This window comes from Halomonas sp. BC2, assembly GCF_002078115.1.
GTDB lineage: Bacteria > Pseudomonadota > Gammaproteobacteria > Pseudomonadales > Halomonadaceae > Vreelandella > Vreelandella stevensii.
The window spans coordinates 137,090-150,994 of the sequence record NZ_LFGT01000012.1; the positions used below are offsets into that span (position 1 = coordinate 137,090).

14 protein-coding genes and 3 tRNA genes are annotated in these 13,905 nt (G+C 61.5%); 11 read left to right on the forward strand and 6 right to left on the reverse strand.

Annotation, left to right across the window (positions count from 1 at the left end; genetic code table 11):
* Both B7L71_RS09530 and B7L71_RS09535 read left to right on the forward strand, forming a co-directional pair.
* Positions 1 to 344, forward strand: a 344-nt coding sequence (locus tag B7L71_RS09530; protein ID WP_139790104.1) for an alpha/beta fold hydrolase, incomplete at its 5' end; no start/stop codon positions are given.
* 45 nt (positions 345 to 389) lie between these two features.
* Complete coding sequence (locus tag B7L71_RS09535; RefSeq protein ID WP_170919474.1) at positions 390 to 1,406, forward strand: patatin-like phospholipase family protein; 1,017 nt, start codon at positions 390 to 392, stop codon at positions 1,404 to 1,406.
* Position 1,407: 1 nt separating this feature from the next.
* Here B7L71_RS09535 and B7L71_RS09540 read toward each other — a convergent pair whose 3' ends face one another.
* Positions 1,408 to 1,971: a Smr/MutS family protein gene (locus B7L71_RS09540; RefSeq protein WP_081137530.1), complete on the reverse strand. Its 564-nt coding sequence runs from the start codon at positions 1,969 to 1,971 to the stop codon at positions 1,408 to 1,410.
* A 124-nt stretch (positions 1,972 to 2,095) separates the two neighbouring features.
* Between B7L71_RS09540 and prmB the strand changes: the two genes are divergently transcribed.
* The 5 genes from prmB (at position 2,096) to phaC (ending at position 7,095) form a co-directional block, all read left to right on the forward strand.
* Complete coding sequence (prmB, locus tag B7L71_RS09545; protein WP_170919475.1) at positions 2,096 to 3,073, forward strand: 50S ribosomal protein L3 N(5)-glutamine methyltransferase; 978 nt, start codon at positions 2,096 to 2,098, stop codon at positions 3,071 to 3,073.
* Positions 3,074 to 3,086: 13 nt separating this feature from the next.
* Complete coding sequence (gene aroC / locus B7L71_RS09550) at positions 3,087 to 4,178, forward strand: chorismate synthase (RefSeq protein ID WP_081137533.1); 1,092 nt, start codon at positions 3,087 to 3,089, stop codon at positions 4,176 to 4,178.
* Between the two features lie 60 nt (positions 4,179 to 4,238).
* On the forward strand, positions 4,239 to 4,610 hold the full coding sequence (locus tag B7L71_RS09555; protein ID WP_081137535.1) for a DUF6489 family protein: 372 nt from the start codon (positions 4,239 to 4,241) through the stop codon (positions 4,608 to 4,610).
* Positions 4,611 to 4,737: 127 nt separating this feature from the next.
* On the forward strand, positions 4,738 to 5,148 hold the full coding sequence (locus B7L71_RS09560) for a phasin family protein (RefSeq protein WP_081137536.1): 411 nt from the start codon (positions 4,738 to 4,740) through the stop codon (positions 5,146 to 5,148).
* A gap of 93 nt (positions 5,149 to 5,241) precedes the next feature.
* Positions 5,242 to 7,095: a class I poly(R)-hydroxyalkanoic acid synthase gene (phaC, locus tag B7L71_RS09565; protein ID WP_081137548.1), complete on the forward strand. Its 1,854-nt coding sequence runs from the start codon at positions 5,242 to 5,244 to the stop codon at positions 7,093 to 7,095.
* 73 nt (positions 7,096 to 7,168) lie between these two features.
* Here phaC and lnt read toward each other — a convergent pair whose 3' ends face one another.
* The 5 genes from lnt to miaB all read right to left on the reverse strand — a co-directional run bounded on the left by lnt (position 7,169) and on the right by miaB (position 12,666).
* Positions 7,169 to 8,632: an apolipoprotein N-acyltransferase gene (lnt, locus tag B7L71_RS09570; RefSeq protein WP_081137550.1), complete on the reverse strand. Its 1,464-nt coding sequence runs from the start codon at positions 8,630 to 8,632 to the stop codon at positions 7,169 to 7,171.
* A 49-nt stretch (positions 8,633 to 8,681) separates the two neighbouring features.
* Positions 8,682 to 9,563 (reverse strand): HlyC/CorC family transporter, encoded by an 882-nt coding sequence (locus B7L71_RS09575; protein ID WP_026001772.1) that lies wholly within the window; start codon positions 9,561 to 9,563, stop codon positions 8,682 to 8,684.
* A gap of 123 nt (positions 9,564 to 9,686) precedes the next feature.
* Positions 9,687 to 10,148, reverse strand: coding sequence for an rRNA maturation RNase YbeY (gene ybeY / locus B7L71_RS09580; RefSeq protein ID WP_016914441.1), 462 nt, complete (start codon positions 10,146 to 10,148; stop codon positions 9,687 to 9,689).
* Positions 10,145 to 11,236: a PhoH family protein gene (locus tag B7L71_RS09585; RefSeq protein ID WP_081137552.1), complete on the reverse strand. Its 1,092-nt coding sequence runs from the start codon at positions 11,234 to 11,236 to the stop codon at positions 10,145 to 10,147. Before B7L71_RS09585 ends, ybeY begins: the two co-directional genes overlap by 4 nt.
* A gap of 86 nt (positions 11,237 to 11,322) precedes the next feature.
* On the reverse strand, positions 11,323 to 12,666 hold the full coding sequence (gene miaB / locus B7L71_RS09590) for a tRNA (N6-isopentenyl adenosine(37)-C2)-methylthiotransferase MiaB (RefSeq protein WP_081137554.1): 1,344 nt from the start codon (positions 12,664 to 12,666) through the stop codon (positions 11,323 to 11,325).
* A gap of 188 nt (positions 12,667 to 12,854) precedes the next feature.
* Here miaB and B7L71_RS09595 point away from each other — a divergent pair.
* The 4 genes from B7L71_RS09595 (at position 12,855) to B7L71_RS09610 (ending at position 13,822) form a co-directional block, all read left to right on the forward strand.
* A tRNA-Asn gene (locus B7L71_RS09595) sits at positions 12,855 to 12,930 on the forward strand.
* Between the two features lie 86 nt (positions 12,931 to 13,016).
* Positions 13,017 to 13,092, forward strand: a tRNA-Asn gene (locus B7L71_RS09600).
* 55 nt (positions 13,093 to 13,147) lie between these two features.
* Positions 13,148 to 13,223 (forward strand) — tRNA-Asn (locus tag B7L71_RS09605).
* Positions 13,224 to 13,525: 302 nt separating this feature from the next.
* Positions 13,526 to 13,822 carry a metalloregulator ArsR/SmtB family transcription factor gene (locus tag B7L71_RS09610; RefSeq protein ID WP_229800785.1) on the forward strand — a complete coding sequence of 99 codons (297 nt, stop codon included), beginning with the start codon at positions 13,526 to 13,528 and terminating at the stop codon, positions 13,820 to 13,822.
* The last annotated feature ends 83 nt before the right edge of the window (positions 13,823 to 13,905 follow it).

Genomic DNA, 13,905 nt, shown 5'->3' on the forward strand with positions numbered 1-13,905 from the left:
CGCTGGATGCCATCACGGCCAGGCCGCTGGTCGAGCGTAACACCCAGGCCACGGCGGATGGCAAGGTCGCCATGCGCACCGACAGCCGCCTGCTGAAGCCTTCCCTGGTCCGCCTGACGCCACAGCAGGTGCTGGCCACACTGGCAGAGATTCAAGTCCCCGTGCTATTGATAGAAGGAGAGCGCGGTATTCTCGGTGAGCGCCAGTGGGCGGTGGCCGCTCGGCAGGCGGTACCCCGCCTTACTCGTCATGTGCTGGCGGGGGGCCACCATCTGCACCTGGAGCCGCAGGCCGTGGCCCAGGTCGCCGAGGTGATTTGCCGTAGCCCCAGTGGTGAAGAGTAGAGCGGTGAAGAATAAAACGGTGAAACATAAAAAGGAGGGCGTGCCGTGGTGAGTCTGTTGGCAGGGAGAGCGCTGGGTGAGGGAAACAAGGTGGCCCTGGTGCTGGGCAGCGGCGGGGCCAGAGGCTACGCGCATATCGGCGTGATCGAGGCGCTGGAAGCGCGGGGCTTCGAGATCATCTCGATAGCGGGCTGCTCCATGGGCGCGCTGATTGGCGGTATCTATGCATCGGGCAAGCTGCCCCAGTACCGGGATTGGGTGTGCCATCTCGACTATCTGGACGTGCTGAAGCTGGTCGATGTGACCTGGAGCCCCATGGGGGCCATGCGGGCCAACAAGGTCATGAGCAAGCTGGAAGAGCTGGTGGGTGACGTACTGATCGAGGATCTGCCGATCCCCGTGACCACGGTGGCCACCGATCTGGTACGCCAGCGCGAAGTGTGGTTTCAAAATGGCCCGCTGCTACGCGCCATACGCGCCTCCATTGCGGTGCCTGGCGTGATTACTCCGGTGAACCTGGGCGAGCAGGTGCTGGTGGATGGCGGGCTGCTCAACCCGCTGCCGATGATGCCCATTCTGGCCGCCCATGAAGCGGATTTTGTGGTGGCGGTGAACGTGACGGCCCATAGCCCGCAGCCGGTGACCCTGGAAGAGCTGCTGCCCCGTGACGAGCCTGCCCCGCCGCAGACCCCCTCGGAGCGCGAGCGAGAGGCCAACATTGGCGGTTGGATGAGCGAAGTGCGCGCCACCACGCGCCGACTGTGGGGCGGCCTGGGCGGCGGTGAAGAAGAGAGCGATGACGATGAAACCGTCGACCTGCGCGGCAAGCGGGAGTGGGGCAAGCTGGACATGATTCTGGAGTCGTTCGATATCACCCAGGCGGCGCTGGCCAAGTACAAGGTGGCCGGGTATCCGCCGGATGTGCTGATCGAAGTGCCCAAAACCGTTTGCAGTACCTATGAGTTCCACCGCGCCAACGAGTTGATTCGCCTGGGGCGCCATCTGGCAGATCAGGCGCTGGAGCGGCGCATGCCCAGTATTGCCTCGGACGCTACCGAGTGAGCTACTGGCCGCGTTTGCGCAGCAGAATATAGACCGCCCCTGTGCCGCCATCCACGTCGGTGGCGGAGCAAAATGCCAGCACGCCAGGCCACTCTCGCAACCAGGCGTTGGTGTGGCTCTTCAGGACAGGGAAGTCCGCGCTGCTGCCCCACGCCTTGCCGTGTACCACCAGCACGCAGCGCAGCCCCTGTGCTGCGGCATCGCCCAGAAAACTCTCCAGCTCCAGGCGGGCCTCTTCCAGCGTGTAGCCATGCAGGTCGAGTCCTGCTTGCCAGGCGGTTTGCCCCCGTTTGAGCTGGCTGAAGGTGCGCCAGGGCAGGTCCGGCACGCTGAACTCCAGATACTCGGAGGGGCGCACGGCTTCGACACGCCCGTCGGAGGTGCGGCCGCTGGCCTGCAGCGTGTTGCTTTCCACGGCGGCGCGGCGGCGGGCCTCGCGATTGTCGGGCTGCCGTTTGGGTTTGCCGGGGTCCGCCTGGTTGGTGGCAATACGGCGTACGCCTGCTTCCTGCAGTGCCTGGCGAAAGGCACTGATATCGTCGTCGTTGGGCAGGTGTCGCGTCATGGTCGGCTCGGCATCGGTGAAAGTACACGGTGATAAAGATGCACAGTATAGCGAGCCAGGCGTCGCTGTGAACCTCGTGGCTGTGAACCGAGCGGCGTCAAAGGTACAATCCTCCCATGATGTCATGTTGCCAGGAGCCCCTGTGACCACGCACTCCCCTGAAGAGCTGTCCACTTCTACGCTTTCACTGCCCGATTCGACGCTGGCACACGAGCTGATAACGCTGCGCGATTACCTGCGCTGGGTCTCCAGCGAGTTCTACCTGGCGGGCCTGCATTATGGCCACGGCACGCAGTCCCCCTGGGACGAAGCGGTCGCCCTGAGCTTGGGCGCGCTGCACTTGCCCTGGAACGTCGACCCCGCCGTGCTCGATGCGCGGCTGCTCCCCATGGAGCGTTCGCGCATCATCAAACTCGCCCGCGAGCGCATCACCACTCGTCGTCCGTTGCCCTACCTGCTGGGTGAGGCCTTTTTCGCGGGCTACCCCTTCTCGGTAGACGAGCGCGTGCTGATTCCGCGCTCGCCCATTGCCGAGCTGATCGAAGATGGCTTTGCCGCCTGGTTCCCCGAAGAGCCCCCCGCTCGGGTGCTGGACCTGTGTACCGGCTCCGGCTGTATCGGCATCGCCACGGCGCTGGTGCTGCCCACCTGTGACGTCGCGCTGGCGGATATCAGCCAGGACGCCCTGGCCGTGGCGCGTCAGAACATCACCCGTCACGATGTCGGTGACCGGGTGCGCGCTTGGGAGTCGGACGTGTTCAGCGGCCTTCAGGGGCAGACATTTGACCTGATCGTCTCGAACCCGCCCTACGTGGACGCCCGCGACCTGGCGACCATGCCCGCCGAGTTCCGCCACGAGCCGGACCTTGCGCTGGGCGCTGGCAGCGATGGGCTGGATATCGTCCGGCGTATTCTGCGTGACGCGCGCCGCCATTTGAGCGACGACGGCTGGCTGATCGTCGAGGTGGGCAACTCCGACCGTCATGTAGAGGCCGCTTTCCCCGACGTGCCCTTTATGTGGCTTGACTTCGAGCGTGGCGGCCAGGGCGTGTTTGCCCTGAGCGCCGCTGAACTCGACGCCCATGCGGCGTCTTTTGCGTGAGGAAATAACGCCCATGTCTGGCAACACCTTTGGCAAACTGTTTACCGTCACCACCTTTGGCGAAAGCCACGGCCCTGCGCTGGGGGCCATCGTCGATGGCTGCCCGCCCGGTATCGAGATTAGCGAAGCCGATCTGCAGGGTGACCTGGATCGCCGCCGCCCCGGCAGCTCCCGGCATACTACCCAGCGCAAGGAGCCGGATCAGGTCCGCATTCTCTCTGGCGTGTTCGAAGGCAAGACCACGGGGACCTCCATTGGCCTGCTGATCGAGAATACCGACCAGCGCTCCAAGGACTACTCGAAGATCAAGGATCAGTTCCGGCCCGCCCATGCCGACTACACCTACCATCACAAGTATGGGCATCGTGACTACCGGGGCGGTGGGCGCTCCAGCGCTCGGGAAACCGCCATGCGCGTGGCGGCCGGAGCCATTGCCAAGAAAGTACTGGCGGCACAGGGCATTCAGATTCGTGGCTACATGAGCCAGCTGGGGCCGATCAAGATCGACTTCAAAGACTGGGACAGCGTCGAGCAGAATGCCTTCTTCTGCCCCGATCCGGACAAAGTGCCTGAGCTGGAAAGCTACATGGATCAGCTGCGCCGTGACCAGGACTCGGTGGGGGCAGAGATCACCGTGGTGGCGGAAGGCGTGCCGGTAGGCCTGGGCGAGCCGGTATTCGATCGTCTGGATGCTGATCTGGCGCATGGTCTGATGAGCATCAATGCGGTAAAAGGCATCGAGATTGGTGCCGGTTTTGGCTGCGTGGCGCAGCGGGGCAGCGAGCACCGCGATGAGCTGACCCCTGACGGGTTCCTCTCCAACCATGCCGGGGGCGTGCTGGGCGGTATTTCCAGTGGCCAGCCCATCGTGGCACGGCTGGCGCTGAAACCGACCTCCAGCATCACCACGCCGGGCCGCTCGATCGACGTGCACGGCGAGCCGGTGGAGGTGATTACCAAGGGGCGTCATGACCCCTGTGTGGGCATTCGTGCCACACCGATTGCCGAAGCCATGATGGCCATGACCCTGCTGGACCACTGGCTGCGCCACCGTGGGCAGAATGCCGATGTCAGCGTTGATACACCGGCCATCGGCCAGCGATAACGCCACGGTACGCTTCGGGGTTCGCTGCTACACTCAAGCATGACGGTCAAGGAGTCGCCTATGAAGATCAACGTTGAGTTTGACCTGACGCCGGACGAGTTTCGGCGTTCGCTGGGGCTACCGGATGTCGAGGCGTTTCAGCAAAGCCTGCTGGACAACATCCAGCGCCAGATGGAGTCTGGGGTGGAGGGTTACGACCCCATGAGCCTGATGCGCCCGTTCCTGCAGCAGCCGATGATGCAACAAGGGCTATCGCAGGGGCTGGCCAACTTCGGTACCTACCAGCAGATGATGCTGGACATGCTGCGGCAGGCGGGTTCCAGTGCCACCAGCAGCAGCCAGTCCCGCGAGGAGCAAGAGGCACCCAGCACGGCCAGCAGTCGAGGCACCAAGGCGAAAGCCGCCTCGTCACGAACCCGCGCTAAAGGGTAGGGCTGCCGCCAAAGCAGAGTTGTCAAGTGGCAAGCCAGCGATTACTCTTTGTGCGATGCACAATAATTGCGATGTGAATGAGCCACTCCAGGCTCATGCTAGGGAATGAGAGACAGGAGCTACCACAATGCAAGACAAGATGATGGAGGCGTTCAGCGCCCAGACCCGCCAGATGTTCGAGCCGATGCGCAAGATGAACTCGCTGATGCTCAACAACATGGAAAAGATGACCCAGTACCAGCTGGAAGCCATGAAGCGCTACAGCCAGATGGGGACCGAGCGTATTCGCAGCGCCACCGAAATCAACGATGCCGAAAGCCTGCGTGATTTCGGCACCCGGCAAGCGGAAATGATGAACGAGCTTTCCCAGCAGATGCAGGAAGATGCCCGCGCCATGGGCGAGATGACCCTGCAGTTCAAGACAGAAATGGAGAAGCTGTTCAGCGAAGCCGGGCAAAAAATGAGCGAACAGGCCACGGCTACCGCGAAGGGCGAGTCCTCGGCCAAGGCCACCAGCCAGTCGTCACGCAAGAGCTGATATCACATACTGTTCGCGGCGCCGATGAGGCGCCGCGTTCTTTTGGATGAGCTGTCAGAGCGAACAATGCTCGGCACGCGAGGGGGAACTCGTATGCAGTCAGGGTGGAAAATACCGTCTCAACCGCTAACCCAGTCGGAAATGGAGGCCTGGAAAGCTCAATTGGACGACGTCGCCGAGCAGTACAAGGGGCTGCTCGAAGACCTGCTACAGCGCATCGTGCCCAGTGAAGCCGCAGACTCGGTCTACCGTGACATGCGTGAAAGCTTCGAGGCGGCAGCCCAGTCGCTGATGAGCAACCCCAACCTGCTGTGGCAAACCCAATCGCGGCTGATCCAGGACCAGTGGCTGCTGTGGCAGCAGGGCCTTCGCGCCATGGCGGGCGAGCAGGTCACGCCGCTGATCACGCCCCCCAAGCATGACCGCCGCTTCAGCGACGAGGCCTGGCGCCAGGACCCCTACTACATGGCGATCATGCAGCAGTACCTGCTGTTTTCGCAGATGGTCGAGGAGCTGATCGACGGCCTGAACGGGCTGGACCCCACCCACAAGCGCAACCTGACGTTCTATGCGCGTCAGGTGGTCAGCGCCATGTCGCCCACCAACTTCGTATCCACCAACCCGGAAGTCATGCGGCGTACGCTGGAGACCAAGGGGCAGAACCTGGTGGACGGCCTGACCCGCCTGCGCGAAGACCTGGCCAACTCGGCCGAAGGGATCAACGTACGCATGACCGACCGTAGCGCCTTCGGGGTCGGCGACAACATCGCCGTGACGCCGGGCTCTGTGGTATACGAAAACGAGCTGATTCAGCTGATTCAGTACGCCCCGACCACCGAGAAAACCTTCAAGACGCCGCTGTTGATCGTGCCGCCATGGATCAACAAGTATTACATTCTCGACCTGCGCGATGACAACTCGCTGGTCAAGTGGCTGGTAGAGCAGGGGCACACGGTGTTTCTGATCTCCTGGCGCAACCCTGGCCCTGCTCAACGTGACATCACCTGGGCCGACTACATGCAGCTGGGGCCGATCAGTGCCATGGAGGCCATCGAGCAGGCCTGCGGCGAAAAGTCGGTCAACCTGGTCAGCTACTGCGTGGGTGGGACGCTCACGGCGTCCACGGTGGCCTACCTGACCAGCACGCGTCGTGGCCGCAAGGTCAAGTCGGTGACCTATATGGCGACGCTACAGGACTTCCGCGATCCGGGCGACATTGGCGTCTTTCTCAACGAGCGCGTCATTCAAGGGCTGGAGCAGAGCATGCAGCTCAAGGGCTACCTGGACGGTCGCTCCATGGCCTACACCTTCAACCTGCTGCGGGAAAACGACCTGTTCTGGTCGTTCTACATCAACAACTACCTGAAAGGTGACGTACCTGCGGCGTTCGACCTGCTCTACTGGAACACCGATGGCACCAACCTGACCGCTGGTACCCACGCCTGGTACCTGCGCCACATGTATCTGGAAAATCGCCTGGTAGAGCCCGGTGGCATCGAGCTGGACGACGTCAAGATCGACCTGCGCAAGATCTCGGCGCCCAGCTATTTCGTCTCGACCAAGGAAGACCACATTGCCAAGTGGAACAGTACTTACTACGGTGCGCTGCTGCCCAAGGGGCCAGTGACCTTCGTGTTAGGGGGCTCCGGGCATATCGCCGGGATCGTCAACCCGCCGCACAAGAACAAGTACGGCTACTGGACGAACGACGAGCTGCCGGACTCCCACGATGCATGGCAGCAAGGGGCGACCTTCAACGAAGGCTCCTGGTGGCCGCACTGGCAGGCCTGGGTGACGGAAAACGGCTACGCGGATGCCGACCCGAAGAAAATGGTGCCGGCCCGTCAGCCCGGAGAGGGGGAGTTGAAGGTGATCGAGCCCGCCCCAGGCCGCTATGTGAAAATGACCATTCCAGAAGTGCTGGGGGAAATTCCCTCGGCCCGCTAAAAGCAAGGCCCCCGCTCGCTGGTCAACGGCGTCAATGCGGGGGCCAAGCAGCAGGCAGGGCTAGTAAGGTGCGTTATCCTGCGCGGCGACGTACAACCCCGGGCAGCAACAGCAGGCCTGCCAGCAGCCAGGTGGGCCAGCTACCCATGCGGGTGAAGGGCGTGAGCCCCTGCATGGCGTGGAACTCGCCGGTCAGGTAGGTGGTTTCGAACTGCGGTGCACGATCGACGAGCCTGCCGCGGGGGTCGATGATGGCGGTAATGCCGTTGCTGGTGGCACGCACCACGTAGCGGCCATTTTCCAACGCACGCAGGCGCGCCATTTGCAGGTGTTGGTGCGGGCCGATGGAGGCGCCGAACCAGGTGTCGTTGGAGACCGTGACGATGACATCGCTATCCATGGCGCGGTTTGCCACCAGTTGCGGGTAGATGATTTCGTAGCAGATCGCGTTGCCGATGGTGACCCCGGCGGCCTGCATGGGCACCTGTTCGGAGGCCCCCTTGCTAAAGCTGGACATGGGCAGGTCGAAGAAGTTGATCGCCCCGCGCAGCACGCTTTCCAGCGGCAAGTACTCACCGAACGGTACCAGGTGCTCTTTCTGGTAGCTGCCTTCCACGTTGCCGATGCCAATCACACTGTTGAAGTAGCGATTGGCCTCGTCCAGTTGCACGATGCCGGTGAGCAGCGCCGTTTCAGGCGGCAGGTTGCTCTGCACGCGCTCCAGTACCGGGCGCGCCTGACTGTCGATCATGGGCAGCGCGGTCTCTGGCCACAGGATCAGGTCGGCATCGTCTGCCACCTGTCGGGTCAGGTCGCTGTAGATGTTGGCAGCGCTGCGCTGGCCTTCCGGTGTCCATTTCAGTAGCTGCGGGAGGTTGCCCTGCAGCAGGGCCACGCGAGTGGGTTCGTCCACCGGCGTGGTCCAGTGCTGGGGCAGTGCCAGAGGCGTGAGCCAGATGGCCGCCAGCGGCAGCGCTGCCCACCACTGGCGGCGCAGGAAGGCCACGCCCAGGGTGCCGCTCAGAACAACCAGCAACGAGAGCCAATAGACGCCGCCGACGGGTGCCCAGCTGGCCAGCGGCGAGTCGACGTAGCTCGACCCCACCAGCAGCCACGGAAACCCGGTAAACAGATAGGTGCGCAGTACCTCACCCAGAACCCAGGCACCGGCGAAGGTTACCACTGCCCAACGGGGGCCTATGAAACGTCGATAGAGCCAGAACGTGCCCGCGAAGAACAGCGCCAGGACGGTCACGAACAGCGCGGTGAGCAGCACTGCCAGAGGCATGCCGGTATAGCCGTAATCATGGATCGAGACGTATACCCAGGAGGTGCCGCTGGCAAACAGCGCCACCCCGTACAGCCAGCCTTTCAGCGCGGCCTGGCCCGGGCTTAGCTGATGCAGGCCCAGGAAGAGCAAACCAATGGCCACCGGCCCCAGCCACCAGAGTTCGAAAGGGGAGGCGGTGAGCGTGGTAAAACCACCGGCCACCAGGGCGGCCAGCAGTTGAAGTGGTAACGTGGGAGTCAACCTCATAGCAATATCCTGTCAGCAGGGTGCAACGGTAACGCAGCGCCAGTGGTGGCTAGTCGGTGTCGGTCTCGTCGTCGGCATCGCGTTCACGATAGGCCTCGAGCAGGCGGATGCGCCGGTTATCGGCATTCAGAATGATAAAGCGCCAACCGCCTAGCGTAGTGTGCTCGCCACGGCCGGGCAGGTGGCCGAATTGCTGCATGACCAGCCCCCCCACGGTGTCGAACTCATCATCGGAAAAGGCCGTGCCAAAGCGTTCATTGAAGTCTTCGATGGGCGTCAAGGCACGGATGGCGAAGTGGCCGTTTTCCAGCGTGCGGATATCGTCCTCTTCGTCGGTATCGTGCTCGTCCTCGATATCCCCGACGATCTGTTCGAGGATATCTTCGATGGTGATGATGCCCGCGGTGCCGCCATACTCGTCCACGACGATGGCCATGTGGTTATGGGTGTCGCGGAACTCCTTGAGCAGGCTGTTGAGGCGCTTGGATTCGGGAATGAACATGGCCGGACGCAGCACGTCTTCCAGCTTGAAGGCGTCGCGCTGTGCCTGGGTCTGGGAGAGCAGCGGCAGCAGGTCCTTGACCAGCAGGATACCTTTGACGTCGTCGAGGTTTTCACCCACCACCGGGTAGCGGGAGTGGCCGGTCTCCTGAATCAGCGGGAGGTAGTCGTCACTGGTCTGATCCAGGGCGATGGCGGTGACCTGAGAGCGCGGGATGAGGATTTCGCGAACCTGCTGGGCGCTGATCTCGAGGGCGCCTTCAATGATCATGATAGCGTCCTGATCCAGTTTCAGCTTGCCGGCCGTGTGGCGTAGAAACGTCATTAGCTCATCTCGTGAGCTGGGTTCGTCGCTGTCTCCGGAAAGGGCGCCAAAGAGTTTCTCGAGCCATGATTTTTGATTGGGATTGCTCGATCGGTCTTCGCTCATTGCGTCAGTTCTCTCAGTTACGGGCAAGGTAGTTCGATAAAGGGGGATGATGACCGCTCATCGTTGTATCACTGAGTGGCGGCAGACACCACCGCTAGCGGCAGCTTTCTGCAACAAAACCGCTCACGCCTGATAAGGGTCATCGATCTTCAGGGTCGCCAGCAGCTCCCGCTCGAGCTGCTCCATCTCTTCGGCTTCCTGCTCTTCGATATGGTCATAGCCCATCAGGTGCAGGGTGCCATGAACCACCATGTGTGCGTAATGGTGCTCCAGCAGCTTGTGCTGCTCATGGGCTTCCCGGGCCACCACCGCGTGGCAGATGACTAGATCGCCCAGCAGAGGCAGCGTGATGCCAGGCGGGTTCTCGAAAGGGAACGACAGCACGTTGGTGGGCTTGTCCTTGCCTCGGTAGTCGCGGTTCAGCGCTTGGCTCTCGGCTTCATCCACGAACCGGATGGTCAGCTCCTGGCGGTCGTCGTCTGGATGGCGAGCAAACACGCAGCTCACCCATTGGGTGAGCTGGTCGAGAGAGGGCAGCAGCGGTTCGTCGATGGCCGCTTGCCGATCGATCATCGGCTCGTTCATGAGTCGCCGTCTCCAGTGCGATGACCCTGACGTTCGAGGGCCAGCATGCGCGCTTCGCGCTCTTGCTGACGCGCCTCGCGGCGGGCGCGTTCGGCCACTTCCTGCTGCGACTCGAACTCGTCATAGGCTTCGATGATGCGCTGCACCAGCGGGTGACGCACCACGTCCTTGGCGGCAAAGTGGGTCACGCCGATGCCGGGGGTCTCCTTGAGCACGTCCAGCACCTGGGAAAGCCCCGAACGCTGGCCGCGCGGCAGGTCCACCTGGGTGATGTCGCCGGTGATCACCGCCGTCGAGCCAAAGCCGATCCGTGTCAGGAACATTTTCATCTGCTCCGGCGTGGTGTTCTGGCTCTCATCGAGAATGATGTAGGAGTTGTTCAGCGTACGGCCACGCATGTACGCCAGCGGCGCGATTTCGATCACCTGACGCTCGATCAGCTTGGCCACCTGCTCGAAGCCGATCATCTCATAGAGCGCGTCGTACAGCGGGCGCAGGTAAGGGTCGATCTTCTGTGCCAGGTCGCCGGGCAAGAAGCCCAGCTTCTCGCCTGCTTCCACGGCCGGGCGCACCAGCAGGATGCGGCGCACTTCCTGCTGGTTGAGCGCTTCGACCGCCGCGGCCACTGCCAGGTAGGTCTTGCCAGTACCCGCAGGCCCGATGCCGAAGTTGATGTCGTGTTCGCGGATGCTCTGCACGTAGCGCTGCTGGTTCAGGCCGCGGGGTTTGATCATGGCACGGGGGGTGCGCATGATCACCTCGTCGCTGCCGCCTTCACCGTCCTCCTCTTCCTCCAGAGCCTCTAGCCCGGACTCCTGCAAGAACAGGTGGACGGTATCTGCCGATAGCTCGGCGGCCGCCGTTTCGCGGTACAGGTGCTCAAGGACATTGGCAGCCGCCTTGATGCGGTTGGCTGCACCGGCCAGCTGAAAAACGTTGCCACGGTTGCGCAACGTCACGTCCAGGCGGCTCTCGATCAGCTTTAGGTGCTCGTCCTGCTGGCCGCAGAGGCTGGCAAGGCGCTGCGGGTCATTGGGTTCAAGGCTTAGGGTAATGATGCGATTGGCCTGAGGTGATGGCTGGCTCAAGAGTAGGAAACCCTTTCGTTGGTGTGTGTGCGTTTCAGCTTAATGCCCCGACGGGGTCGGGGCAATTACCCAGGATAAGAGAAGGCTCAATAACGCTCGGCGGAGGCCAGTTCACCACGCAGCGAGTTGGGTAGCGCTTCGGTGATCTCGACATCGACGAAGTAGCCAATCAGCTCGGTGGGGTTGGCAGCACGGAAATTGACGACCCGGTTGTTCTCGGTGCGCCCGGAGAGTTGGCCGGGGTCCTTGGGCGAGAACCCGGTCACCAGAATGCGCTGGGTAGAGCCCACCATACGGCGGCTGATTTGCGCCGCCTGCTGCAGGATGCGTTCCTGCAGAATGGCCAAGCGCTGCTTCTTGACGTTTTCCGGGGTGTCGTCGGGCAGGCTCGAAGCGGGAGTACCCGGGCGCGCCGAGTAGACGAAGCTGAAAGAGTGATCGAAGCCAATGCGATGGATCAAGTCCATGGTGGCTTCGAAATCCTCTTCGGTCTCGCCGGGGAAGCCGATGATGAAGTCGGAGGAGAAGCTGATGTCCGGGCGGTTGGCGCGGATGCGCTCCATCTTCTCGATGTACTCTTCCGCTGTATGGCCGCGCTTCATGGCGCTCAGGATGCGGTCGGAACCAGACTGTACCGGCAGATGCAGGTGGCTCACCAGCTCCGGGATATCGGCAAAGGCATCGACCAGGCTATCGGTGAACTCCACCGGGTGCGAGGTGGTGAAGCGGATACGGTCGATACCGTCCACGGCGGCAATGCAGGCGATCAGTTCGGCCAGGTCGATCTCGTCGCCATCCTCATTGTCGCCGCGGTAGGCGTTGACGTTTTGGCCCAGCAGGTTGATTTCCCGTACGCCCTGGTCGGCCAGGTGGATCACCTCATCCATCACGGCTTCGAAGGGGCGCGAGACCTCTTCACCGCGGGTGTAGGGCACCACGCAGAAGGTGCAGTACTTGGAGCAGCCTTCCATCACCGACACGAACGCTGTGGCGCCATCCGACTTGGGCTGGGGCAGGTGGTCGAACTTCTCGATCTCAGGGAAGGTGACATCCACTGCCGCAATCTGGTTGTTCTTGCGGGCGTCGAGCATCTGGGGAACGCGATGCAGGGTTTGCGGCCCGAAGATCATGTCCACGTAAGGTGCGCGTTTGCGCAGCGCTTCGCCTTCCTGGCTGGCCACGCAGCCACCTACGCCAATGACCAGTTCCGGGTTGGCGTCCTTGAGCTTCTTCCAACGGCCCAGTTGATGGTAGACCTTGTCCTGTGCCTTTTCACGAATCGAGCAGGTGTTCAGCAGAATGACGTCCGCTTCCTTCTCGTTGTCGGTGAGTTCCAGCTGATGGGATTCGCCGAGTAGGTCTGCCATCCGAGAGGAGTCGTACTCGTTCATTTGGCAGCCGTGCGTTTTGATGAAGAGCTTCTTCGCCATCGGTACCTGTCGTCTATGGGTCGTCTTTCTGAAGAGACGAGGGATGAATGAAAAAATCGTTGGGCAGTCGCCTGCCGCTGAATGGCTGCATTATACGGACACACCGAACCAGCGGCTAGCACTCCACTTGTAATCGAGACTTGACCCGCGCGTTTCTATCAGTATACTACGCACCGTGTTTGAGCAGTTCCTCGATAGCTCAGTTGGTAGAGCAAATGACTGTTAATCATTGGGTCGCAGGTTCGAGTCCTGCTCGAGGAGCCAAACACCAACCCGAACTCTCGGCAAATGACTGAAAAGTTAACAGGTTGGCAAGGGTTCTCGCTCAAGCGCAATAGCGATGCAGATGTTCCTCGATAGCTCAGTTGGTAGAGCAAATGACTGTTAATCATTGGGTCGCAGGTTCGAGTCCTGCTCGAGGAGCCAATTCGCTATTCTGCTTTTATTGCCGAAGCATGTTTCGTTGCTGACGCACAGATGTTCCTCGATAGCTCAGTTGGTAGAGCAAATGACTGTTAATCATTGGGTCGCAGGTTCGAGTCCTGCTCGAGGAGCCATTTCACTGCTTCACGTATTATCGATCTAGCCGCTCAATTCTCCTCCCTTTCGTAGTTCGCCATATTTCCTTTTTCTCTATCTCTAGTGCTTATCAAGCTCTAATGCATATCAAACTCTGGTGCATGGCAAGGCTTTGTTGTGTCCGTTGCGTTTGCTCGAGGCGTTTAATGATGCCCTGTCGCCAGCTTTTTCGGTAGCATGAGCATCAGAACGGTAACGAACGTTGGAGAAGCGCGTGAAGGATGCAACTGGCTTGCAGGCGCTGCAGGTCTTTAAATGTTTGAGCGACGAGACGCGCTTGATGCTGGTACTGCTGATCGCCCAGGAGCGGTCGCTGTGCGTATGTGAAATGACGTATGCGCTCGAGGAGTCGCAGCCCAAGGTGTCGCGTCACTTGGCGCAGTTGCGCCAGTGTGGTCTGCTGATCGACCAGCGTGAAGGGCAGTGGGTATACTATCATCTTGCGCCGCAGCTGCCTGCATGGGCCATGGCCATTATCGAGGCGGGGGCAAAAGGCAGCGAAGTGCAGCTGGCTGGCTTGACGAAGCGCCTGTTGAAGATGGGAGATCGGCCAGCTCGGCGTGCGGCCTTGTGCTGACGGGGTAAGTGGTTCCATCAGTCGATTCGTTCATATGGCAAAACGCCAGCCCAAGGGCTGGCGTTTTGCATGGAGCGTTCTGC

Coding starts and splice junctions, on each gene's coding strand:
- B7L71_RS09540 (WP_081137530.1), bottom strand. CDS start 1,971: ATGACGCGACACCTGCCCAACGACGACGATATCAGTGCCTTTCGCCAG.
- prmB (WP_170919475.1), top strand. CDS start 2,096: ATGTTGCCAGGAGCCCCTGTGACCACGCACTCCCCTGAAGAGCTGTCC.
- aroC (WP_081137533.1), top strand. CDS start 3,087: ATGTCTGGCAACACCTTTGGCAAACTGTTTACCGTCACCACCTTTGGC.
- B7L71_RS09555 (WP_081137535.1), top strand. CDS start 4,239: ATGAAGATCAACGTTGAGTTTGACCTGACGCCGGACGAGTTTCGGCGT.
- B7L71_RS09560 (WP_081137536.1), top strand. CDS start 4,738: ATGCAAGACAAGATGATGGAGGCGTTCAGCGCCCAGACCCGCCAGATG.
- phaC (WP_081137548.1), top strand. CDS start 5,242: ATGCAGTCAGGGTGGAAAATACCGTCTCAACCGCTAACCCAGTCGGAA.
- lnt (WP_081137550.1), bottom strand. CDS start 8,632: ATGAGGTTGACTCCCACGTTACCACTTCAACTGCTGGCCGCCCTGGTG.
- B7L71_RS09575 (WP_026001772.1), bottom strand. CDS start 9,563: ATGAGCGAAGACCGATCGAGCAATCCCAATCAAAAATCATGGCTCGAG.
- ybeY (WP_016914441.1), bottom strand. CDS start 10,148: ATGAACGAGCCGATGATCGATCGGCAAGCGGCCATCGACGAACCGCTG.
- miaB (WP_081137554.1), bottom strand. CDS start 12,666: ATGGCGAAGAAGCTCTTCATCAAAACGCACGGCTGCCAAATGAACGAG.
- B7L71_RS09610 (WP_229800785.1), top strand. CDS start 13,526: ATGCTGGTACTGCTGATCGCCCAGGAGCGGTCGCTGTGCGTATGTGAA.